Source organism: Neisseria blantyrii (assembly GCF_962747855.1).
GTDB lineage: Bacteria > Pseudomonadota > Gammaproteobacteria > Burkholderiales > Neisseriaceae > Neisseria > Neisseria viridiae.
On record NZ_CAUIZY010000006.1, the window covers coordinates 111751 to 133438 of the forward strand.

Sequence of the window (21688 nt, forward strand, 5' to 3'; positions counted from 1 at the left end):
TGAAATGGGGTTTAAAACCTGTTTCAGACGGCCTTTTTTGTGCCTATCAGTTTCGCAAAAAAACATCGACTTAATACTATATATTGTATTTTGTTGTATAATATGCGCTAATTTGTACTATATGTTGTACTGGAGGAATAATGCGCCGTGCGTTGATTGCGAAAATTAAAATCGCTCAAAAAGAGCTTGGTTTGGATGATGCGACGTATCGCGCGGTGTTGGAGCGTGTGACGGGCAAGCGGTCGTGTACCGAGTGCAGTATTCCTGAGTTGGAACGCGTAGTAGAGGATTTGCGCCAACATGGGTTTGCGCCGAAGAAAACGGCAGGCCGTCGCCCGAACCGCCGAAGCTCTGCCGATCCGATGATGCGCAAAATCGAAGCCCTGCTGCTGGATAACGGCTGGTCTTGGAATTATGCGCACGGTACGGCGAAAAAGATGTTTAAGGTTGACCGTGTGGAATGGTTGTCCGACGGCAATATGCACAAGCTGGTGGCGGCGTTGCAGATTGCGGCGAACCGAAAGAAGAAGGAGGCATAGGAATGAGTGTAAGTTGGGAAATGACAGAGCAGGACTTTGAGGATGTGAAACATCTGCTGCCGCAGAGCGTGGTGGCGATGATTACGGTCATCGGGCTGGAAGCGGCGTTTCACATGGTTAAGGTTTGGGGTGGGACGAATTATCGGATTACCAACCGCCGACGCAATACGCGCCAGAGCCGAATCCTACACGCGCAACTGGTCGAGGACATTGGCGAGGAGGCGGCGGGACGGTTGGAGCGGGCCTATGCCGGTCAGCCTTTCTTGGCGATTCCGCGCTGCTGGGATGCGATGCGCGAGCTGCGCAACCGATTTATCCGCCGCCGGTATGATGCGATGAGCGCGGAGGGTTTGAGCGATTTGGTTATTGTGCGCGAGCTGGTATTGGCTCATCGGCTGTCCACGCGCAATATCCGATACATTTTGAAAGAGGCCGACCGCGAGGCGGCGGCAAGAGCGCAGACGGATATGTTTGCGGCGTAATTGTGTTGTGTGTTCCTTGTGAGTAGACCTTTTTCCCTGCTTCGTGCAGGGCTTTTTTTGTCTGCGGAACAGTAAGTGCATTTGTGCCGACCGTCTTATGCCGTCTGAAAAGGTTAAATAAGGTTTTGAAAATAAATTGTGATTTGATTTTCGGAGATGTTTATGGGCAAAACTGTAACTTTAACCGCCGGCCACAGCAACACCGACCCGGGCGCGGTCAACGGAAGCGACCGTGAGGCGGACTTGGCGCAGGATATGCGCAACATTGTGGCTTCAATCCTGCGTAACGATTACGGCCTGACCGTACGCACCGACGGCGAAGGCAAAGGCAATATGCCCTTGCGCGATGCGGTCAAGCTGATTCGCGGCTCGGATGTGGCGATTGAGTTCCATACCAATGCTGCCGTCAGTAAAGCGGCGACAGGCATCGAAGCCTTGTCCACGCCGAAAAACAAACGCTGGTGTCAGGTATTGGGCAAAGCCGTTGCCAAGAAAACCGGCTGGAAACTGCGCGGCGAAGACGGCTTTAAACCCGACAATGCGGGCCAGCATTCGCGCCTGGCTTATGCGCAGGCCGGCGGCATTGTGTTTGAGCCGTTTTTCATCAGCAACGACACTGATTTGGCCTTGTTTAAGGCGACTAAATGGGGCATCTGCCGCGCGATTGCGGACGCGGTTGCAATCGAACTGGGAGCGTCGAAGGTATGAAAAAGTCTTTGATTGCTTTAGCTCTGTCTGTCTTGAAACCGCAGATGCCTGAATTTGAGATTAAGCCTGCCAGTATTGGCTATTTGAAACAACATCCGTCTATGCGTCTGGGTAAGTCGGGCATGGCGGCTGCCAAACGCGCGGCGCGTAAACGCAAGAATCGTCGTTAATCATGGGACAGGTTGAGTTTTACGAAAAGATGATTGGGCTGTGGTCGAGCAAAAGCCGTGAGGCAAGCGAACGGGCTGATTTGGCGGCGTTTGAATTTGAGGAAGGCGAACTGGCCAATTATCGGGAAATGCTGAAACGGCACCTGCAAACCAAAAGTGTGGAATAGCAATGCGTATTTTGGATATTTTTAAAAACCCGGCGACAGGCAATGTGTCGCATTCGAAGCTGTGGGCAAACGTTGCCTGCGCGGCGGGGACGTTTAAATTTGTGATGTTGCCCGACCCGTCGGCGGAGATTTGGGCGGTGTATTTGGGCATTGTCGGCGGCTATGCCGTGGCACGCTCGCTGGTCAGCGTGAAACGTCAGGAGGTCGGGAATGAATCTCGTGAAACTGCCGGTGAATAACCTGCAGGCGATTGCCATCATCGCGCTTGTCGGCACTCTCTTGGCCGTGTCGCACCATCAAGGCTACAAGTCGGCGTTTGCGAAGCAGCAGGCGGTCATCGACAAGATGGAAAAAGACAAGGCGCAAGCCCTGCTGTTGTCGGCTCAAAACTACGCCCGCGAACTGGAACAGGCACGCGCGGAAGCGAAAAAATATGAAGTCAAGGCGCACGCCGTCGGCATGGCTTTGGCGAAGAAACAGGCGGAAGTCAGCCGTCTGAAAACGGAAAATAAAAAGGAAATCGAAAATGTCCTTACTCAAGACCGTAAAAATGCAGGCGGTAATTGTATTGACGGCTTTGGCTCTCACGGCCTGCAGCTCTACAACCGCGCCCTCGGCTACGGAAATTAAGATTGTCGAAAAGGCGGTCATGCCGATGCCGCCTGCCGCGTTGATGGTTGCGCCGGTACGCCCGAATCCGCCGAAAGACGGCAAGACGGCAACGCTGCTCGAACACGCCGCCGAGTTTGGCGGCTATGTGGCGGAGCTGGAAAACCAAAATCAGGCTTGGCGCGACTGGGTCAACAGTCAAGCGGCAGTTGACGGTTCGGAGGGCGCGCGATGACGACTTATCGTGAGTTGGTACAACGCACGGTCGCCTGCCGCCATGCGGACTTGGAATTGGGCTTAAGCCGCGCACGCGAACAAGAGCCGTTTGTCATCCATGTTTCCGACCTGTTGGATAAGGCAGGCATTGAGTACGCGGTACGCATGGATAAGGATTTTCAGACGACCTTTAACCTTGAATATCCAAATACAAACTACGACACCTTTAAGCGTGTAGTTAGGCAGATGATTTCGGCGTATTACTGCGTTTGTAATGATGGAGATGGACTCGAAATTTCCAGCAATCGCCCTGACTGCTACTCCGTCCGTATCGTATTCGGCGATGTGCCGGTTTAAAGGGGTTTTAAATGGACTTTGAATTTGGGTTTAAAACCCTGTGGCCGATTGCGACGGCGGCGTTTTGGTTTTGGGTCAACGGCATTTCAGGCCGTCTGAAAGAAGCGGACAAGCGCATCGACGACCTTAAAGAGGAGCTGCACGCGGTCAAGCTCTCTTATCACACCAAGCAAGATGCCAAGGCAGACCGCGACAATATCGCAGCTTCTTTGGGACGCATCGAAAACAAGTTGGAAAAAGTAAACGAAAAACTGGACAGGAAAGCGGACAAATCATGAGCGACCCGATTTTGGAAGCCTTGGCGCGTATCGAAGCCAAGCAGGATGACCTGCTTGCCAATCAGGCGCGCATGGACGAGGAATTGCAGCAAATTAAGAAAGACTGCAAGAAATCTGCTGCGGTTTATGGCGGTCTCGGCGGCGTGATTGTAACGACCGGCTGGGAGCTGCTGCGAGCCAAGTTCGGGGGCTGATATGGCACACCCGAAAAAAACCCGCGAAAAGCTGCGCCGACTGTACGTCAGCGACGGGCAAACACTCGAAATCGCGGCGATGATGTGCGAAATCCCGACAGCTACCGCCCGTAGTTGGAAACGTGCCGCCAAAGAGACCGGCGACGATTGGGACAAAGTACGCGCCGCCTACACGCTGGCGGGCGGCGGTATCGAAGACTTGAGCCGTTCGCTGTTGGCGGGTTTTTTGGTGCAGTACCAGTCAACGATGACGATGTTGCAAGACACGTCGGTCGAGGAGCTGATGCCGTCCGAGCGCGCCAAATTGTTGGCGAGCCTGTCTGACGCGTTCACCAAGACCGTGGCGGCAAATAAGCGGGTATTGCCTGAAGTTCAAGAATCTGCGATTGCCATTAAAGTCATCGAAAAGCTGTTTGCCTATATTGCCGACCAACATCCAGATATGTTGGCTGCTTTTGATACGGTACTGCAAGGCTTTCAAACTGTCATTGAGAAAGAGTTTTAACCATGCAGCAGAGAAAATTGAGCCAATCCGAACTGCGTGCCCGAATGTCCGCCATCCGGGCAGACATCAATCGGCGCATCAGTGCGGCGGATATCGGATTGTCTGCTGCGCCTGCGGATATTACCGAGCGTCGCGCCAAAGTGATGCAGTGTACGCCCGAAGCATTCCGTTTTTTCTGCAAGACTTATCTGCCGCACTATTTTCCCGACGACAGTGAATCTGTTTTTCACACATGGGCATATACGGAATTGCCCGAAATCGAAAAAGAGCCGGAGTCGGTCTTGCAGGGTTGTGCGGCATCGCGCGGCGAAGCGAAAACATCGCTGACCGTACAGGCATTCGCCCTGTGGCGGGAAGTCCGTAACTCCAAACACAATACTATCATTGTGTCGGACACCGAAGACCAAGCCGACGCCATCGTCGAAGCCATCAAAACCGAACTGACAGACAATCCTGCGTTGCAGTTGGACTTCCCCGAAGTCTGTGGGCAGGGGCAGGTATGGCGTATCGGAGAAATTCGAACCCGCCAAAACAACCAGTTCAAAGCCTATGGTGCGGGACAGGGCATCCGCGGTGCAAAAAAAGGCGAGGTGCGCCCCGATGCGGTCTATCTCGACGATTTAGAAAATGAAAAACACTCCGAAAACATCCGCTTGCGCGACAAACTGACCAAGTGGATAGGCAGTGTCATCAATCCTTTGGGTGGTGCGGGCGCGAAGTGCGACATTTTGTATGTCGGTACGATTTTATGTTTGGACAGCGTATTGGCGCGTGTGTTGAAAAATCCGTTTTGGCGCAGTGTGCGCTTTTCCGCCATCATGAAGTGGCCTGTCAATATGGATTTGTGGGCGGAATGGGAAAATATCTACCGTAACACGCCGAAAGAAAACCGCACCAACGAAAAGGCGGCTCAGGCGTTTTACGAAGCAAACGAAGCGGCAATGTTGGAAGGCAGCGAAGTGAGTTGGAGCAAACGACCGCTTCTCGCCCTGATGAAAATCCGTGCCCGCGACGGCATCCATGTTTTTAACTGCGAGTACCAAAACCAGCCGGGCAATCCCGAAAATGCGATTTTTGCTGATTATTTGGACAACTGTTATTACCGTGCACTGCCGCATGATGTCGTGTATTTTGGTGCGGTTGACCCTTCGCTTGGCAAACAGGGTAAAGGCACTGACCCGTCCGCCATTCTGGTCGGCGGCTACCAACGCGCCACAGGTACGCTGTTTGTCGTGGAGGCATCCATTAAGAAACGTGTACCGAGCCTGATTATTCAGGACGTCATCAGACTGCAAAAGCAATACGGCTGCTTGCTGTGGGTCATCGAGACCGTCCAGTTTCAAGAATTTTTCAAAGACGAACTGATTAAAGAGGCGGCAAAACAAGGGGCGCATGTTCCTGCGCGTGGAGTCAAACCGAGCGCAGAAAAAGTGATGAGGATTGAAAGTATCCAACCGCATTTTGCCAACGGATTTATAAAACTGTTGCCGGAACAGCGTGTATTGATTGAGCAGTTGCGGGAATTTCCCGACGCCGACCACGACGACGGCCCCGATGCACTGCATATGCTCTGGTCGGTGGCGGTGGCGAATTGTGTGCCGATAGAATGGCAAAGCCCTACCGATAACGATTTTGGTGACGAGATAAAAAGTAAATGGAGCCGATAATGGCAAAAAAGGACAATAAAACTAAAATCCAAAAGCCCGAGGCTGCATTGCAGACGGATGTGGCTCAAATTACGGCGACCGGTCGGGTTATCGCCGAGCATCCGTCCAATTTTATTACGCCGCAAAAGATGCGGGCCCTCTTCGAGGACGCAGAAAGCGGTGACGTCCGCGCCCAACACGAGCTTTTCGCGGACATTGAGGAGCGCGACAGCGACATCGCGGCAAATATGGGGACGCGCAAACGCGCGCTGCTGACGCTCAACTGGCGCGTCGCCCCGCCGCGAAATGCGACGCCCGAAGAAGAAAAGCTGTCCGACCAAGCCTACGAAATGATGGACAGCCTGCCTACCCTCGAAGACCTGATTATGGATTTGATGGACGCGGTTGGGCACGGATTTTCTGCGTTGGAGATCGAGTGGGTATTTTCAGACGGCCTTTACCTACCCCGAAACTTTATCCACCGCCCGCAAAGCTGGTTCAAATGGGACAAAGACGACGGGCTGCTGCTGCGTACCCGCGAAAATCCGGAAGGCGAAGCGTTGTGGCCGCTGGGCTGGGTCGTCCATACCCAAAAATCGCGCAGCGTCCAGCAGGCGCGCAACGGGCTTTTCCGCACGCTTTCCTGGCTGTATATGTTCAAACACTACGCCGTCCACGATTTTGCCGAGTTTTTGGAGCTGTACGGCATGCCCATCCGTATCGGCAAATACGGCGCGGGCGCAACCAAAGAGGAAAAAAACACCCTGCTTCGAGCGGTGGCGGAAATCGGTCACAACGCGGCAGGCATCATGCCGGAAGGTATGGAAATCGAGCTGCACAACGCTGCAAACGGCATGACTTCCGCCGGCAATCCGTTTTTGCAGATGGCCGACTGGTGCGAAAAATCGGCGGCGCGGCTGATTTTGGGGCAAACGCTGACCAGCGGTGCGGACGGAAAATCCAGCACCAACGCGCTGGGCAATATCCACAACGAGGTACGCCGCGATTTGCTGGTGTCGGACGCAAAACAGGTGGCGCAAACCATCACAAGCCAAATCATCGGACCGTTCCTGCAAATCAACTATCCCCATGCCGACCCAAACCGCGTGCCAAAATTTGAATTTGACACGCGCGAGCCGAAAGACATCGCGGTCTTTGCCGACGCTATCCCGAAACTGGTGGATGTCGGCGTACAAATCCCCGAAAGCTGGGTGCGCGACAAACTGGTCATTCCAGATGTGCAGGAGGGTGAGGCTGTGTTGGTGCGGCAGGTACCAGTCAATCCGGTAAACAGAACTGCATTGGCGGCTTTATCCGCCCGCACCGTACCATCTAAGGCTACGGGCAGGCATCAGGAAATATTGGACGGCGCGTTGGATGACGCGCTGGTTGAGCCCGATTTCAATTCTCAGCTCAACCCGATGGTGCGTCAGGCGGTTGCCGCACTTAATGCCTGCAACAGCTACGAGGAGGCAGATGCCGCACTGAATGCGCTTTATCCGAATTTGGACAACGCGAAACTGCGTACCTATATGCAGCAGGCCTTGTTTATCAGCGATATTTTGGGACAAGACCATGCCCGCGCCTGATTTGGGATTTGCCTTAAGTCTGCCGCCAAAAAAGGCAATCGAGTGGCTGGAAAGTAAAAAGGTTACGGCTGAGAGCTACCGCAATCTGACAGCCTCCGAAATTGCCAAAGTCTATACGATTGCCCGCATAACCGACTTGGATATGCTCAACGACATCAAAACTTCGATGGTTGAATCGGCAAAAAGTGGACAGTCGTTTGACGATTGGCGAAAAGGTATCTTGAATCTGCTCAGCAACAAGGGCTGGCTGCATCCGAACGGGCATAACGGTAAGGATATCATCGACCCAGCCACCGGCGAGGTATTCGGTTCGCCGCGGAGGTTGGAGACGATTTACCGTACCAACATGCAAACTGCCTACAATGCCGGGCAGTACCAGGGCTATATGGCAAACATCGATGCGCGGCCTTATTGGATGTATGACGCGGTAGGCGACAGCCGCACCCGTCCGGCGCATTCGGCAATAGATGGGCTGGTGTACCGCTACGACGACCCGTTTTGGGCAACATTTTACCCGCCCAACGGCTACAACTGCCGCTGCTCAGTCATCGCGCTGTCGGAGCGGGATGTGGAACGCCAGGGGCGGATTGTCGGACAAAGCACGGCGGACAATCTGGTCGAGACCCATAAAATCTACAACAAAAAAGGCGACAGCTACCCGACGACTGCCTACAAAGCCCCAGACGGCAGCCTCTACACGGCCGACAAAGGCTTCGGCTACAACGCCGGGCGAATGAACTACCGCCCCAATTTAGACAAGTACGACCGTGCGTTGGCGCATCAATTTGCCAAAGCGGAAATGGGTGGTGCGGATTTTAAAACCAGCTTTAAACAGCTTGAAAAAGAGTTTTATGAAGTCAAGCAACGTTTGAATATTGATGGCAAGCCCGATAAAGAGCAGAAAATCAAAATCCGAAATGCGCTATCAAGACAGCTTAAATTTGCTGCGGGTGTATTGAGCAAGGAAACGCAAGAATTGGCAGGTATGACACGAGCGACGGTGTGGCTGTCTGATGATACATTGGTCAAACAGGTGGACAGTCGGGAGGGGCAATCGTTTGGAACAGATTTATATGCCATGCTCCCCGATCTGATTCATGAGCCCGAATATATTTTTTATGACAACAGCAGAGGAAAAGAAAGTTTTGTTTTGCTCGGAAAACCGTTGGAGGGGAACGAAAAATACAGATTGATGGCAGTTTTGAAATATCTGCCACAGTACGATTCGATTTTTTTGGATTCGTTTCGCAGGGCGGATGAAAAAGAAATTGTGAAAAGTAAGAAACGCTATGAAATGAAAAAAGGCTACTAAGTCGGACTGCAATCCCGACACACTCTCGCTTATGTAACGGATACCAATCCCAGTCCGAGGACTGCATAAGGGCTGCGGAGGGCAGACAAATTCACCGCTTTTTTAGTAGCCTATGTAGGATAGTACCATGATTGATGTCAAAATAGACAATATTTTTGTCGTCCTAAACCAAATCGAGCGTCTAGGCAACGGCATCGAAAATCGCTACCTGCTGATGCGCCGCCTGTCGGAAACCATGCACACGGCGGTCAAACTCAATTTCCGTTATGCGGGCCGTCCGAAATGGTTGGGGCTGAAATACCGCGACGGCAAGCCGCTTTCGGATTCGGGTCGTCTGAAAGACAGTTTTTCCACACTGTCAGACAACGATACCGCCCTTGTCGGTACGAATATCGTCTATGCCGCCATCCACAACTTCGGCGGTATGGCGGGGCGCAACCGCAAAGTTCGGATTCCGCAACGGGAATTTTTGACGCTGACGGACGACGACAAACAGGCTTTGATGGACGATGTGCAGGATTATTTTTCGGGTCTGATACCGTGAATTTATAAAACCCTCAGAAACGCGCTTTTTAGCGCGTTTTTTTATGCGGGTAATACAAACCCCTGCCCAAGATATAAAAATCAATCCTAGACGCTTCTAAAAAGCCCCTGAAAACGATTAATTGTGTATCGCGCGGACAGGTTTTAAAAAAATGGCGGGAGGGTTTGAAGCACGCCTACTCTTTGTTGTTTTTTCAAATAGGCAAAATGACAGTATTGAGAGAGGTACACATGTCCAAAAATGCACAAAAAACCCTACTTGCCGTGTGCAGTTTCGAGGTGCAGCCAAAAGACGGGCGAATCCAACTGCTGCCATATGGCGAATTTCGCGCAGTAGACGGTCGTCCGACTGATGTCCCTGCGTGGTATCTGACCGAAGAGAATGGTCATGATGTCGCGTTGTTGGCCAACAGCTCGCGCAATCAGTTGGTTGTCGATTATGAACACCAGACGCTCTACAAAGAGAAAAACGGACAACCTGCACCTGCCGCCGGTTGGATGCGTTGGCTGGAGTTCACGCCTAAAGGCATGTTTGCCGAAGTGGAGTGGACGGACAAGGCGGCTGCGGCAATTGCCGCAAAAGAGTATCGCTACATCTCTGCTGTGTTTTCCTATGACACAAAGGGATATGTAACCAAAATTTTTCACGCCGCGCTGACAAATTTCCCCGCGTTGGACGGTATGGACGAGGTGCTGGCGGCAGCGTCGGCGCAAATTTTAAAACCGGAAACGGAGCAAAACCCTATGAAAGAGTTGTTACAACAACTGTTCGGCCTGCCTGAAGCAGGCGAAGAAGAACTGAAAGTGGCTTTGTCCGCCCTGCTGGCTGCCAAACCTAAAGAAATGGCTTTGTCTGCTGATGTGTTTGTACAGTTGGCAGAGAAAGACAGCCGCATCGCGGCATTGACGGCGCAAACCGCCAAGCCTGATTTGACTAAATACGCGCCTATCTCAGTGGTTCAAGAGCTGCAAAGCAAAGTCGCCGCGCTGACTGCCAAGCAGGAAGCAGACAAAGGCAACGAATTGATTACCGCCGCGCTGACTTCAGGCAAATTGCTGCCTGCTCAGAAGGAGTGGGCAGAAGGCGTATTGAAACAGCCGGGCGGCTTGGCATTTTTGACCGGCTTTATTGAAAACGCCCAACCTGTCGCAGCTTTATCTGGCACACAAACAGGCGGCAATTCGCCGGAAGAACGTGTTGCTGCACTGACTGCAGAGGAAGAGCGTGCCGCGAAAATGCTGGGTATGACCCCGGAGGAATTTAAAAAAGTGAAAGAAAGTGAAGGTAAGTAATGGATAAGGCAGCAATTTTAGCCGCCCTGACGGCAGCATTCCGCAAAGAGTTTCAGTCCGGCTTAGATTCGGTTAAGCCTGACTACCCTGCTATCGCTATGACTATTCCGTCAACAACTTCGACGAATACTTATGCGTGGCTGGGCAAATTCCCGCAAATGCGCGAGTGGGTTGGCTCACGTCAGATCAAAAAAATGAGCAATCAGGCAATGAGCTTGGAAAATAAAAAATTCGAAGCGACTGTTGGCGTGGCTCGCACTGATATCGAAGACGACCAAGTAGGTATGTACCGTCCGATGATGGCCGCAATGGGTGAATCCGCTGCCGCTCTGCCTGATACGTTGGTGTGGGGTCTGCTCAAAAAAGGTAAAACCACCATTGGCTACGACGGCCAATACTTCTTCGACGTTGACCATCCAGTTTTCGAAAATCACGATGGCACAGGTCAAAACACGCCTTATTCCAACCTGACTACCGGTACAGACAACGACGCACCTACATTCTACGTCGTTGACGACACCAAAACCCTGAAACCTTTGATTTTCCAAAACCGCACCGAAACAGAGTTCGAAACTAAATTCGATCCGTCCAAATCCGACCGCGTGTTCATGGAAGACGAATATCTGTATGGTTCGCGCCGCCGTTGTAATGCCGGTTTCGGCTTGTGGCAGCTGATGCACATGGCAGAAAAAACCGCGTTGACCCGCGAAAACCTTGCAAAAATCATTGTCAAGATGCAGAAAATCAAGGCGGACGGCGGCTATGTGCTGAATGTGAAGCCCAGCCTCCTTGTTGTTCCGCCGGAATTGGAAGACAAGGCGCGCGAGCTGTTAGAAGCCGACAAAATCGACGGTACGACCAATACCTTCAAAGGCCGTCTGAAACTGCACGTTTGCGTGCATCTGTAAACCCCAAACCGCTTTCAGGCGGTCTTTAAAACCTGTTTAAAGACCGCCTGAAACAAGGAGTAAATATGGCAAAAGCAAAAAACACTGAAGATTTGGAGCAAATCGGCGAAGCAGGTGTCGGCACTGACGTTGAAAAAATCCAAGCAGAACTCAATGCCTTGAAGACAGCGCATGAAGAAGCTCAAGCGAAAATCGAAGCCCTGACCGTTGAGTTGGCAAAAGCCGATGAAGAAAAACAGGCAATTTCCCATGAACTTGCCGAATTGAAAGCTGAACACACCAAGCGCGCTGCCGATGCTTTGGCGGACAGCCGCGATGTGATGCTCGTCAGTACCGGCGCAGACGGCAAAGAATTTTGGCGCGGCGGCCTGCTGTTTGACGGCGGCTGGCGCGAAGTGAAGCGCGCCGAAGTCGGCGAAGCGGTGTGGAAGGCAATCTGCGCCGAGCCTATGCTGCAACGCAAGGCGGTCGAGTAATGGCATACGCGACGGTTGAGGATATGGTTGCGCGTTTCGGCGAGCTGGAAGTCTTGCAGCTTACCGACCGCAACAACGAGGGGCTGATTGACCGCGCGGTCGCACAAACCGCGCTGGTGGACGCCACTGCCGAAATCGACGCGTATCTGGGGCGGTTCAGACGACCTTTTGAGGATGTGCCGCCCATCTTGGTGCGCCTTTGCTGCGACATTGCCCGCTACCGTCTGACGGCGGCTCAGGGCGTGTTGATTACGGAAGAAATCCGTAACCGCTACAAAATCGATGTCTTGGAGCTGCTTAAGGCACTTGCCAAAGGCGACATCCAGTTGGGCATAGACGACGCGGGGGCGGAAATACAAGCCGACAGCGACGGCGTGATGTTTGTCAACGGCAAAAACAGGATATTCGGGCGTGATTACCGAAATTGAACAGGCGATGGTCGCGCGCCTTTCCCAAGGCTTGGGGCGCATGGTGCGGACGGTCAAATCCTACGGCGGCGAGCTGGAGGATTTGGGTGCGCAGATTATGACGCTGCCGGCGGTGTGGGTAACGTATGCAGGAAGCCGTATCGAAGCGGCGGCAACGGGCAAAACCCGCTACTGCGACCATGCTCAGTTTGCGGTGATGTGTGCGACGCGTTCGCTTCGGAATGAGGCGGCTTTGCGCCAGGGCGGCACGGACGTGCGCGAAATCGGGAGCAATGCCTTGATTTGGGCGGTGCGCCGCCTGCTGGACGGGCAGACTTTGGGGTTGGCCGACTCGCGCGGATTGACCCCGAAGGCGGTGCGCCCGATTGCGAAAAGCGTCTGGGTGCAGAATGCGGCGGTCAGTGTGGCGGCGGCGGAGTATGTTTTGCGCTTTGACAGTGTGCCTTTGGAGGACGGACGCTTCCCGACGGAGAGAGACGGTGCGGATGCGGTGTTTGCGCGCTACGGCGGCAGAACCGATCTGCCCTATCCGGATTTCGAGGGTGTGGACGGTTTGGTGTTTGACGGCGCGCTCGGCAGTGTGCCGATTCGTGTAGATTTGAAAGGTTAGGATGATGGCGATGATTAAGGTAAGGGCGGCGGAGGGTTTGCGCGTGCCTATGGAAGGGATGCCGCACGAGTATATCGGACGGGAGACGGCGGAGGTGGACGGCGAAAGCCTGTATTACCGCCGCTTGTTGGATGAAGGCAGCCTGGTGGCGGAAGAGGCCGCCGGGGCGAAACGCAAAGGAGCGGAATAATGGTTGATGCTGTTTCTTTCGATACGGTGCCGGGGAGCTTGCGCGTTCCGGGGCAGTATATCGAGTTCAATACGCGTAATGCGGTAACAGGATTGCCGCAAAATCCGCAAAAGGTGCTGATGGTCGCGCCCAAGGCGGGCGGTTCGGCGGCGGCGTTGGAGCCGGTGCAGCTGTTTTCAGATGCGGACGCGGCAAATCTGTTCGGACGCGGTTCTTTGGCGCATTTGATGGTGCGCGCGGCGTTTTTGAACAATCCTTATCTGGATTTGACGGTGATCGCGCCTGCGGAGGCTGCCGGGACGGCGGCTTCGGGCGATATTGTTTTGGGCGGTACGGCAACGGCTTCGGGCGTGCTGACGCTTTCGGCCGGCGGCTTGGAGCTTGCGGTCGAAATCGCCAAGGGTACGGCTGCGGAAACGGCGGCGACGAAATTAAAGGACGCGCTCGCAGCTTCGGATTTGCCGGTAACGGCGACGGCGGCACAAAGTACGCTGACGCTGTCCTTCAAGCACAAAGGGGCGGCGGGCAACGGCATCGTACCTGTTTTGGATGCGGGCAATACGGGCATCACGGCGCAGGTTAATGCTTTGGCGGGCGGTTCGGGCGTGCCGGACGTGGCGGCGGCTTTGGCCAAGGTTGCGGGCAAACACTACCACATCGTCTGCCTGCCGTTTTCCGAGGCATCGGTGTTGCGCGCGCTCGCCCTGCATACGGAACAGGTGTCGGGCGCGCTCGAGCAGCGCGGCTGTATCGGCGTGTTCGGTTTTGCGGGCACGCTGGCGGCGGGGACGACGCTGGCGGGCAGTGTCAACAGCGGGCGTATGACTTGCGCGTGGTACAAGGGTGCGGCGGAGCCCGAAGGCGTGCTGGCGGCGGGTTATGCGGCAGTGCTGGCGGCGGAGGAAGATCCCGCCCGCCCTTTGAACACTTTGGAAATCAAGGGGCTGAAGATTACGCCGGACGCGCAATGGCCGCTGTTTGCCGAGTGCAACAGTGCTTTGTACAACGGCCTGACCCCGCTGACGGTCGTCAACAACAAGGTGCAGATTATGCGTGCGGTTTCGACTTATACGAAAAACGCCGCCAATGCCGCCGACCCCGCGCTGTTGGACATTACGACCATCCGGACTTTGGATTACGTCCGCCGCGCGGTGCGGGAGCGTATCGCTTTGCGTTTCCCGCGCGACAAGCTTTCCTCGCGCACGCCTTTGAAGGTGAAAAGCGAGATTCTGGATGTGCTGCTCAAACTCGAGCAGGCGGAAATCGTGGAAAACGTGGAGGCGAACAAAGGGGCTTTGCGCGTCGAGCGCGCGCTTTCGGACGCCAACCGCCTCAATGCGGCCATACCCGCCGATGTGGTCAACGGGCTGCACGTATTCGCAGGACGCGTGGATTTGATTCTTTAAACCCTTTCAGACGGCATTTTAAAACGGTTTCGAATGCCGTCTGAAACTTACGGAAGGACGATATATGGGCGACGCTACCTATGCCGGCGCGGTGATTATGGAAGTGGACGGCAAAGACGTTGAAATCATCAGCATCAAGCCGCAGACCACGACGGGGCGCAAGCCGGTGAAGACGATGAACCGCCACGGGCGCGTGTCGGGCTACGCCGACGGCGTAACGGAACACAAGTTGAGCCTGACCGCCGCCATCCCCATCGACGGCACGGAAATCGACTGGGACAAGATCACCAAGGCGAAAATCACCATCTACCCCATCAACAAAGAAGAACGCCGCACCTCGTATCTGGACTGCTTCACGGTGGAATCGAGCGAACAGTACGAAGCGGACAACGAAGCGCGCATCGACATCGAAATGATCGCGCTGCACAAAATCAGGGAGTAAGGCTATGGTTACCGTCAAACTGGCGCACGGACTGGCTTATCGGGACGCAAGCGTTTTTGAAATCCGCCTCAAGCCTTTGAGCATCGGCGGCGAATTGGCGGCGTTTGCCCTGATCGACGATCTACCCGATCTGCCCGAAGGCGCGTCCCAAGCCGAACGGCTCAAGCGCGACGTGTACGAAACGCTGGCCTATTGGGCACAACAGATCGAGGCAGACGGCATCCCCGCCGAAGCGGTAACGGCGGATTGGCTGATGGCGAACCTGTCGGGCGAGGATTATCAGGCGGTGATGGCGGCGCAGGAGGATTTACGCCGAAAACCGAGCGCCGCTACGGAAAACCCCGTCCGCCCGTAAGCGGCAAAACAGTCCGCCGCTGCTACCGGACGGCGCATCAAAGCTACCGGCAGTCGGTCATCCTGATGGCGAAAGCGGGAATGGGTGCCCAGGCGGTGCAGAAAATGTGCCACGCGGAGCTGGCGGCCTGGTTTGAGGACATCCTGTCGGGCCTGGGCATCAAAACGCCGAAGGACGGGGGCGTGATTGTGTCGCAAAGGCTGAAAAAGCCGGAGGGCAAGTAAAAGGCCGTCTGAAATGGTGCTTCTGCCTGTACGGGCAGCGGCGGTTGGATTTCAGACGGTCTTTTTATTTGTTGGGATATATTTGCAATTCTTTATTTCATATAATTATGTATGTATCTAGATTCTGGGAACGTAAAATGATATGGATTGCAAGTATTGCCTGTATTTTGGCTGTTTTTTGGGTCTTTCGAGTTATGGCAATCAGAAAACGGAAGAAATTTGAATTGCAACAAAAACTCTTGCGGGAAGAAAACGAACGAAAAGAAACAGAACGGCTGGAAAGGTTGATGCTGATTAAGCAAGAGGAAGATAAACGCCTCAATACATTGGAGGGGTTTACTGCTGAGGCTGAACAATGTGAAATCCACGCCTCTAATATCGCTGACGATTACAGAAAAACCTGCCAAACGCAACGACTGTCCACTGACGACAGAAATAGGATGATTTTATGGGAATCTTTGTCGATATGCCTTTCCAGTGGGAATTGGCAAACCATACAGTCCAGAATCGGCGTTATGGGTAGGACTTTGGAAAAAATGAAATATCCCCATATTCCTATCGGTTTGAAAGAATGGAGAATAGTAAAGACGCGATACTATATGGTTTGTATCAAGTATTTGGACTTTAAAATCCAAAACTACAAAACTGAAAAAGCAAAACAAAAAAGACGTGATGAGATTTTGGAGATTGTTGAAGAAGCCCGAGCAGATAAAGATGTTTACCACGGGGCATTTGAAGAATTTCTTCTGAGTAGGGGTTGAACCCCGTCGCGCCCGCATTTGAACAGCCTTTAAACGATAATCGACCGTGAGTCGATACGTTTAAAGGCTGTTTTTTTATGAAAAACGGAAATGTGGAACTGGCACTGGTGCTGACAGGCAGGGACGACGGGGCGAAGCGGCTGGTCGCCCAGACGCAGCAGCAGTTGGAGCGGACGGAAAAATCGCGGGAGCGGCTGGAACGGCAGAGCCGCGCCTACGCGCTGACGGGCGTGCGCTCGGAGCGAGAAATCCGCCGCGAAATCATACAGACGCAGGCGGCGTTCAACCGCTTGGCGCGCAGCGGCAAGGCTTCGCAAAATGATTTGGCACGGGCGGCGGTCGCCACGCGTAACCGAATCCGCGAGCTGAACGCGGAACTGAAACAGGGCGCGGGTTTGGCGGACAGGATGGGCGGCATCGGACGCGCGGGTATGGCAGCCGTTGCGGGCGGCGCGGCGGCGTATGCGGCACTGAAGCCGGCGATGGATGACCGCAAACAGCTTGACGAAAACCTGAACCGCGTTTCGCGGCAGGCGTTTGTCGGGGATGAGGACAAGTCGGCGGCGTGGATTGCGACGGAAGGCGCGCGGCAGATCAAGGATTTGACCGTGGAACTGGTGTCGAAACAGGGCGGCAACCACGATAAGGCCTTGGAACTGATCAGCGGTATGATGACGACGGGTCTGAATTTCGCCCAAACCAAAGAGGAGGCGCAGGCGGCTTATGCGTTTTCGCTTGCCTCGGAGGGCGGCGGCGCGGATACGGCGAAGCTGATCAAAACGCTGAAAGACGGCGGCTTGAACGGCAGGGATTTGAACCTTGCGCTCGAACACGTCCTGCAGTCGGGTTTGGACGGGACGTTCGAGGTACGGGATATGGTGCGCGAGCTGCCCGCCCTGCTTCCCGCCGCGCAACAGGCGGGCATGACCGGCATCGGCGGTTTGGACTACCTGCTTTCGCTTCTGCAGTCGGCGGCGAACAAGTCGGGCAGTCCTGCAGAAGCGGCGACGAATGTGCAAAACCTGTTAAGCAAAACCCTGTCGAAGGACACGGTAAAACGCCTGAAGGATATGGCGAACCCGAAAGACCCGAAAAAGGGTGTGGATTGGGTAGGTTCGATTTTGAAGGGTAAGGAGAACGGCGAAAACGCGGTGCAGGTTTTGGCGCGGCTTGCGGATTCGATGCTTGCCAAAGACAGGCAGTTTCAGGACTTTCAGAAGCGCGCGGCGGCGGGCGACAAGACGGCGGCGGAACAGGCAAATATGCTCAAGGGCGCGCTGTTGGCGACGCTTCTGCCCGACCTGCAGGCGAAACAAGGCCTGCTGGCGGCATCGGATATGGCGCAGATTCAGGGCTATATGGCAAAACTGGGCGGCGTTACCCCGGAAAACGGCAAAATCGGCAAGATGAACGAGGCGGCGGGAATGACGGATGCGGCGCGGCAGGAGAAGGCGAAGTCGCTTGCGCTGTTGAACGAAAGCCTGACGGAGACTTTAAACAATGCGGAAACGGCGTTTAAAGAACTTTCGGCGGAATATCCGAATGCGACGCTGGCGATTCGGGCGATGACGGCGGCGGCGGCGGGTTTTGCGGCGACGGCGGCCTTGTCGGGCGGCTTGGGCGGCATAAAGGGTGCGGGCGGAAAAATCGCGGGCGGGGCGAAGAATGCGGCGGCTTCGGCCGCGGGGGCTTTGGTTTCGCGTCCGGACTTGTTGGGGCGTTTGGGCATTTACGGGATGCTGCTTGCGCCGCGCACTTTGGCCGACGGGACGCTGCCGCGCGAGATGCGCGAATCGCGCTCGGCGGCGGATGATGCGGCGCACCTAAGGCGGGCGGGCATCCGTTTTCTGCCGTCGAAACGGACGGCGGCGGGTACGCCGCTTGTGTCGGCGCAAAATGCGGCAACGCCGCCGGACAAGCTGCTTTCGCCGCTGTTTTCGACGCAGACGGCGGCTTATCAGGCGGCTTTGTTGCAGCAGACGGCGGCGTTTCAGACGGCATTGTCGGCGGATACGGCGGCGGTAACGGCGGGCTTGGACAGGATGTTTTCCGCTTTGGCATCGGCGGGCGGAACGATTGAGACGAATGTGAGCCTGAATATCGACGGGCGGACGGTGGCGAACGAGGTGTCGCGGCACCAGTATTCGCTGTTGAACCGGGGGGCAGGTTTGTAATGTGGCATACGGTTTTGCAGCCGGCGTCGTTTAAGGGCGCGGCGTTTGATGTGGAAAATGTGGAAGAGCGCAACGGCAGGGTATTGGCGGAACACGCGCGTCCTTTTGCCGACGGTACGGATTTGGAGGATATGGGCACGTCGGGGCGCGAGGTACGGATTTCGGCGGTGTTTTGGGGCAAGGGTTATGCGGTGCGCCTGAAAAACCTGCTGGACAAGCTGGAAGAGCGCGGCGCGGGGGTGCTGGTGCATCCGGTTTGGGGGCGGATGACGGATATGGCCGCCGCCGAGTGGTCTTACCGGCATGAGGCGGATTATGCGGATTTCGCGCGCATCGATATGACCTTCCGGGAGGCGGCGGAGCCGCAGGAGATTTTTGTTTTTGAAAACCATTTCCTGATGGAGATCGAACGTCTGATTGTGCAAACCGATGCCTTGCGCGCGGCGGCGGAGGGTTTTATCGACGCGCTGGCGGCAGAGGCGGAAGCCCGGGGCGCGCTGTTCGAGAGCGCAGCGGCTTTGTGGTCGGTATTGGCGGGTTCTTTGGCGGCGGTGCGGCGGCTGCCAGGTTGGGATGCGGTGCGCTTCCGCCCCCGGGGGGATGATGACGGGAAAACGTTTGCGGCGGCTTTCCCGCGTCTGGCGGCGGATGCGGCGGATGCGGCGCGGCAGGGCCTGCACGCGGCGGTGGTCGGGGGTGCGGATTTGCGTTTGCGCCACGCGGCTTTGTCGGACAAGGCGGATGCCCTGTTACGTGCGGTTTTGCCGGATAAGGCGGATGCCCTGCCGCGTGCGGTTGCGGCGGAATCGGGCGGCAATGCCGGGGAAGTGCGCTGGCGCGTTCAGACGGCATCGGCGGCGGTGTGGACGCTTGCGGTTGCGGCGGCTTTTGCGGAGGCTGCGGCGGCAGTGCTGGAAGAATTCGGGGAGTCGGCCGCCGTTCCGGATCTGATGCTGCTCAACCGCGAGGTGCGCCGGCGCGTTCAGACGGCATTGGCGGCGGTGCGCGCGTTGCCGTCCGAAGGGATCCGCGATGCGGTGTTCGGCGTGGAAGAGGCTTTGCGCGCGACGGCGGGGCGTTTTGATGCGGCGGTGCGCGCCGCCGCCAACCGCCGCCCGCCGCTTTTGGTGCGCGCCGCGCCGTTTGACGGCTCGGTTTACCTGCTGGCACATACGTTTTATGGGGATTGGCGACGGGCGGAGGAGATTTTGCGGCTCAATCCGCACATCGCCCATCCGTCCTTTGTCGCTCGGGGGGCTTGGCTGAATCTTTATGCACAGGGGCTTTTGTGAAATATACGCATGAAATTGCCGTCCGCATCGGCGGCAGGGAACACAAACATTGGGAAAGCTACGAGATCGACAGTGATTTCCTGATTCCGGCGGACGGCTTTGTTTTTACTTTGGGGCTGCCTTACGGGGAGTCGGACGTGCCGGATTTGTCGGGGGCGTTTTGCGAGGTGGCGATAGACGGGCAGACGGTGTTGTCGGGCATTGCGGACACGCAGCTGCACGACAAGGAGAAGGGGCGGCGCATTTTGCGGCTGTCGGGGCGGGATTTGGCGGGGCTTCTGACGGACTGTTCCGCGTCGCTAACGAATGTGAATGGGCTGACGCTGCTTGACGCGGCAAAGCGGCTGGTTGCGCCGTGGAAACAGATTAAGGGGGTAAGGCTTCGGGCGGATAAAAATCCGGTGTCGGACAGGGTGGATGTCGAACCGGGCGAGTCGGTCTGGCAGGCGTTGGCGAAACTGGCGGCTTCAAAGGGGCTGCACGTTTGGATGGAAGCCGACGGGACGCTTGCCGTCGGCGGCGCGGATTATGCTTCGCCGCCGGTGGCGACGCTTTGCTGGAGCCGGGACGATGCGCGGCGCAATACGCGGCGGGTCAGTATCGAACGGAGTGTGGAGAACCGGTTTTCGGAAGTAACGTTTTTGGGGCAGTCGCACGCGAAACGGGGCGACGGGGCGAAACACGATTTGAAGTGGGTGTTCAAAGACCCTTCGATGACGCTTTACCGGCCGAAAACGGTGGTGTTGGCGGATGCGGAGAATTTGGAGTCGCTCAAGCGGCAGGCGGAAAAGCAGTTGGCGGATTGGCGGCTTGAGGGCTTTACCCTGACGGTTACGGTCGGCGGCCATGCAACCCGGGACGGGGTGTTGTGGTCGCCGGGGCAGAGGGTGCACGTGATCGATGAGGAACACGGTATCGATGCGGTGTTTTTTCTGATGGGACGGCGGTTTTCCCTGAACCGGACGGAAGGGACGGTTACGGAGCTGCGGCTTAAGGAGGACGGCGTGTGGATTCCGGATGCGTATCCGGAAAAATCGGCGGCGGCGCGCAAGCGGACTGGACGCAAAAAAGGGGTAACGGACAGGCGCAAAAAAGGCAAAACGGCAAAACCGAAAAACAGGGAAACGGCGGTATTTGAATGAGTCTGTTGAAGATGGCGAGGAAGACGGTGCAGACGGCGCGGTCTTTGGGCGATGCGGTACGTTCGGCGTTTCGCGGGAAAATTGCGGGCCTGTCGCCTGCGGAGGCGGTGATGCGGGCGGATGTGGACGGTTTGGCGGACGAGGCTTTGCGGGATATCGAGTATTTGCAGCATTTCGGCTTTGCGTCCTGTCCGCCTGCGGGGTCGGATGCGGTGATCCTGCCTTTGGGCGGGGCGAGTTCGCACGGGGTGGTGGTGGCAACGCAGCACGGCGCGTTCCGCATCAGGACGCTGAAGTCGGGCGAAACGGCGGTATTCAGCGAGGACGGGGCGAAAATCGTGCTCAAGCGCGGCAGGATTATCGAGGCGGATTGCGATGTGTTCCGCGTCAACTGCAAAACTTATGCGGTCAACGCGTCGGAGGGGGCGGATTTTGACACGCCGAAATTGGAGACGAGCGCGGTGCTGACGGCACTCGGGCAGTTCAACGGCAAAGGCGGTATGGCGGTTTCCGGCGGCGGGGCGCGTTTTACGGGCAATGTCGATCTGGTCGGGGATTTTTCCAGTACGGGCGCGCTGGTCAACAACGGAAAAGATGTCGGCTCGGGACATACGCATACGGGCGACAGCGGCGGGACGACTTCGCCGCCGAAATAGCCCGGAGATGCCGTAC

31 protein-coding genes are annotated in these 21688 nt (G+C 55.8%); all 31 read left to right on the forward strand.

Translation table 11 applies throughout. The features are described 5' to 3' along the window. Positions 1-140: 140 nt before the first annotated feature. The 31 genes from Q9J80_RS06755 (at position 141) to Q9J80_RS06905 (ending at position 21672) form a co-directional block, all read left to right on the forward strand. Positions 141-539, forward strand: coding sequence for a gp16 family protein (locus Q9J80_RS06755; RefSeq protein ID WP_304671642.1), 399 nt, complete (start codon positions 141-143; stop codon positions 537-539). Positions 540-541: 2 nt separating this feature from the next. Further along, positions 542-1021 (forward strand): Mor transcription activator family protein, encoded by a 480-nt coding sequence (locus Q9J80_RS06760; protein ID WP_304671641.1) that lies wholly within the window; start codon positions 542-544, stop codon positions 1019-1021. Positions 1022-1183: 162 nt separating this feature from the next. Further along, positions 1184-1729 (forward strand): N-acetylmuramoyl-L-alanine amidase, encoded by a 546-nt coding sequence (locus Q9J80_RS06765; RefSeq protein ID WP_304671640.1) that lies wholly within the window; start codon positions 1184-1186, stop codon positions 1727-1729. Continuing rightward, positions 1726-1899: a hypothetical protein gene (locus Q9J80_RS06770; RefSeq protein WP_304671639.1), complete on the forward strand. Its 174-nt coding sequence runs from the start codon at positions 1726-1728 to the stop codon at positions 1897-1899. The genes Q9J80_RS06765 and Q9J80_RS06770 overlap by 4 nt, the downstream gene beginning before the upstream one ends. A 2-nt stretch (positions 1900-1901) precedes the next feature. Further along, on the forward strand, positions 1902-2066 hold the full coding sequence (locus Q9J80_RS06775; RefSeq protein WP_304671638.1) for a hypothetical protein: 165 nt from the start codon (positions 1902-1904) through the stop codon (positions 2064-2066). A gap of 2 nt (positions 2067-2068) precedes the next feature. After that, the gene (locus Q9J80_RS06780) at positions 2069-2305 is read left to right on the forward strand and encodes a hypothetical protein (protein WP_304672756.1); all 237 of its coding nucleotides are present in this window, start codon (positions 2069-2071) and stop codon (positions 2303-2305) included. Continuing rightward, positions 2277-2696, forward strand: coding sequence for a hypothetical protein (locus Q9J80_RS06785; protein ID WP_304672755.1), 420 nt, complete (start codon positions 2277-2279; stop codon positions 2694-2696). The genes Q9J80_RS06780 and Q9J80_RS06785 overlap by 29 nt, the downstream gene beginning before the upstream one ends. Next, positions 2593-2910 (forward strand): hypothetical protein, encoded by a 318-nt coding sequence (locus tag Q9J80_RS10900; protein ID WP_369415226.1) that lies wholly within the window; start codon positions 2593-2595, stop codon positions 2908-2910. The genes Q9J80_RS06785 and Q9J80_RS10900 overlap by 104 nt, the downstream gene beginning before the upstream one ends. Continuing rightward, positions 2907-3248 (forward strand): hypothetical protein, encoded by a 342-nt coding sequence (locus Q9J80_RS06795; RefSeq protein WP_300906161.1) that lies wholly within the window; start codon positions 2907-2909, stop codon positions 3246-3248. Before Q9J80_RS10900 ends, Q9J80_RS06795 begins: the two co-directional genes overlap by 4 nt. Positions 3249-3259: 11 nt before the next feature. Continuing rightward, on the forward strand, positions 3260-3526 hold the full coding sequence (locus Q9J80_RS06800; RefSeq protein ID WP_002253472.1) for a hypothetical protein: 267 nt from the start codon (positions 3260-3262) through the stop codon (positions 3524-3526). Next, a complete protein-coding gene (locus Q9J80_RS06805; RefSeq protein WP_049227001.1) occupies positions 3523-3720 on the forward strand; it encodes a hypothetical protein in 198 nt (65 codons plus the stop codon). Before Q9J80_RS06800 ends, Q9J80_RS06805 begins: the two co-directional genes overlap by 4 nt. A 1-nt stretch (position 3721) precedes the next feature. Further along, on the forward strand, positions 3722-4225 hold the full coding sequence (locus tag Q9J80_RS06810; protein ID WP_301673095.1) for a DUF1804 family protein: 504 nt from the start codon (positions 3722-3724) through the stop codon (positions 4223-4225). 2 nt (positions 4226-4227) lie between these two features. After that, positions 4228-5892, forward strand: coding sequence for a phage terminase large subunit (gene terL, locus Q9J80_RS06815; RefSeq protein ID WP_301673096.1), 1665 nt, complete (start codon positions 4228-4230; stop codon positions 5890-5892). After that, positions 5892-7460: a DUF935 domain-containing protein gene (locus tag Q9J80_RS06820; protein ID WP_301673097.1), complete on the forward strand. Its 1569-nt coding sequence runs from the start codon at positions 5892-5894 to the stop codon at positions 7458-7460. Before terL ends, Q9J80_RS06820 begins: the two co-directional genes overlap by 1 nt. Further along, a complete protein-coding gene (locus Q9J80_RS06825) occupies positions 7447-8772 on the forward strand; it encodes a phage head morphogenesis protein (protein WP_301673098.1) in 1326 nt (441 codons plus the stop codon). Before Q9J80_RS06820 ends, Q9J80_RS06825 begins: the two co-directional genes overlap by 14 nt. A gap of 127 nt (positions 8773-8899) precedes the next feature. Beyond that, positions 8900-9316 (forward strand): phage virion morphogenesis protein, encoded by a 417-nt coding sequence (locus tag Q9J80_RS06830; protein ID WP_002213608.1) that lies wholly within the window; start codon positions 8900-8902, stop codon positions 9314-9316. 230 nt (positions 9317-9546) lie between these two features. After that, positions 9547-10608, forward strand: a complete 1062-nt coding sequence (locus tag Q9J80_RS06835; RefSeq protein ID WP_101127697.1) for a phage protease — start codon at positions 9547-9549, stop codon at positions 10606-10608. Then, the gene (locus Q9J80_RS06840; RefSeq protein WP_301673099.1) at positions 10608-11516 is read left to right on the forward strand and encodes a Mu-like prophage major head subunit gpT family protein; all 909 of its coding nucleotides are present in this window, start codon (positions 10608-10610) and stop codon (positions 11514-11516) included. Before Q9J80_RS06835 ends, Q9J80_RS06840 begins: the two co-directional genes overlap by 1 nt. 65 nt (positions 11517-11581) lie before the next feature. Beyond that, positions 11582-11992, forward strand: coding sequence for a hypothetical protein (locus Q9J80_RS06845; RefSeq protein ID WP_301673100.1), 411 nt, complete (start codon positions 11582-11584; stop codon positions 11990-11992). Next, positions 11992-12420 (forward strand): gp436 family protein, encoded by a 429-nt coding sequence (locus Q9J80_RS06850; protein ID WP_301673101.1) that lies wholly within the window; start codon positions 11992-11994, stop codon positions 12418-12420. Before Q9J80_RS06845 ends, Q9J80_RS06850 begins: the two co-directional genes overlap by 1 nt. Then, positions 12404-13030 (forward strand): phage protein Gp37, encoded by a 627-nt coding sequence (locus Q9J80_RS06855; RefSeq protein WP_301673102.1) that lies wholly within the window; start codon positions 12404-12406, stop codon positions 13028-13030. The genes Q9J80_RS06850 and Q9J80_RS06855 overlap by 17 nt, the downstream gene beginning before the upstream one ends. Before the next feature lie 10 nt (positions 13031-13040). Beyond that, complete coding sequence (locus Q9J80_RS06860; protein ID WP_373325237.1) at positions 13041-13220, forward strand: DUF2635 domain-containing protein; 180 nt, start codon at positions 13041-13043, stop codon at positions 13218-13220. Beyond that, the gene (locus Q9J80_RS06865; protein ID WP_301673103.1) at positions 13220-14626 is read left to right on the forward strand and encodes a phage tail sheath subtilisin-like domain-containing protein; all 1407 of its coding nucleotides are present in this window, start codon (positions 13220-13222) and stop codon (positions 14624-14626) included. Before Q9J80_RS06860 ends, Q9J80_RS06865 begins: the two co-directional genes overlap by 1 nt. A gap of 64 nt (positions 14627-14690) precedes the next feature. Then, positions 14691-15068, forward strand: a complete 378-nt coding sequence (locus Q9J80_RS06870) for a phage tail protein (protein ID WP_301673104.1) — start codon at positions 14691-14693, stop codon at positions 15066-15068. Positions 15069-15072: 4 nt separating this feature from the next. After that, the gene (locus tag Q9J80_RS06875) at positions 15073-15423 is read left to right on the forward strand and encodes a hypothetical protein (protein ID WP_301673105.1); all 351 of its coding nucleotides are present in this window, start codon (positions 15073-15075) and stop codon (positions 15421-15423) included. A gap of 65 nt (positions 15424-15488) precedes the next feature. After that, complete coding sequence (locus tag Q9J80_RS06880) at positions 15489-15647, forward strand: hypothetical protein (protein WP_301673106.1); 159 nt, start codon at positions 15489-15491, stop codon at positions 15645-15647. A 137-nt stretch (positions 15648-15784) separates the two neighbouring features. Next, positions 15785-16408, forward strand: a complete 624-nt coding sequence (locus Q9J80_RS06885; RefSeq protein WP_301673107.1) for a hypothetical protein — start codon at positions 15785-15787, stop codon at positions 16406-16408. A 77-nt stretch (positions 16409-16485) separates the two neighbouring features. Further along, on the forward strand, positions 16486-18582 hold the full coding sequence (locus Q9J80_RS06890) for a phage tail tape measure protein (RefSeq protein WP_301673108.1): 2097 nt from the start codon (positions 16486-16488) through the stop codon (positions 18580-18582). Continuing rightward, positions 18582-19874: a DNA circularization N-terminal domain-containing protein gene (locus tag Q9J80_RS06895; protein ID WP_301673109.1), complete on the forward strand. Its 1293-nt coding sequence runs from the start codon at positions 18582-18584 to the stop codon at positions 19872-19874. Before Q9J80_RS06890 ends, Q9J80_RS06895 begins: the two co-directional genes overlap by 1 nt. Further along, positions 19871-21016, forward strand: a complete 1146-nt coding sequence (locus tag Q9J80_RS06900; protein WP_301673110.1) for a phage baseplate assembly protein — start codon at positions 19871-19873, stop codon at positions 21014-21016. The genes Q9J80_RS06895 and Q9J80_RS06900 overlap by 4 nt, the downstream gene beginning before the upstream one ends. Continuing rightward, positions 21013-21672, forward strand: coding sequence for a phage baseplate assembly protein V (locus tag Q9J80_RS06905; RefSeq protein WP_301668627.1), 660 nt, complete (start codon positions 21013-21015; stop codon positions 21670-21672). Before Q9J80_RS06900 ends, Q9J80_RS06905 begins: the two co-directional genes overlap by 4 nt. Positions 21673-21688 lie beyond the last annotated feature (16 nt).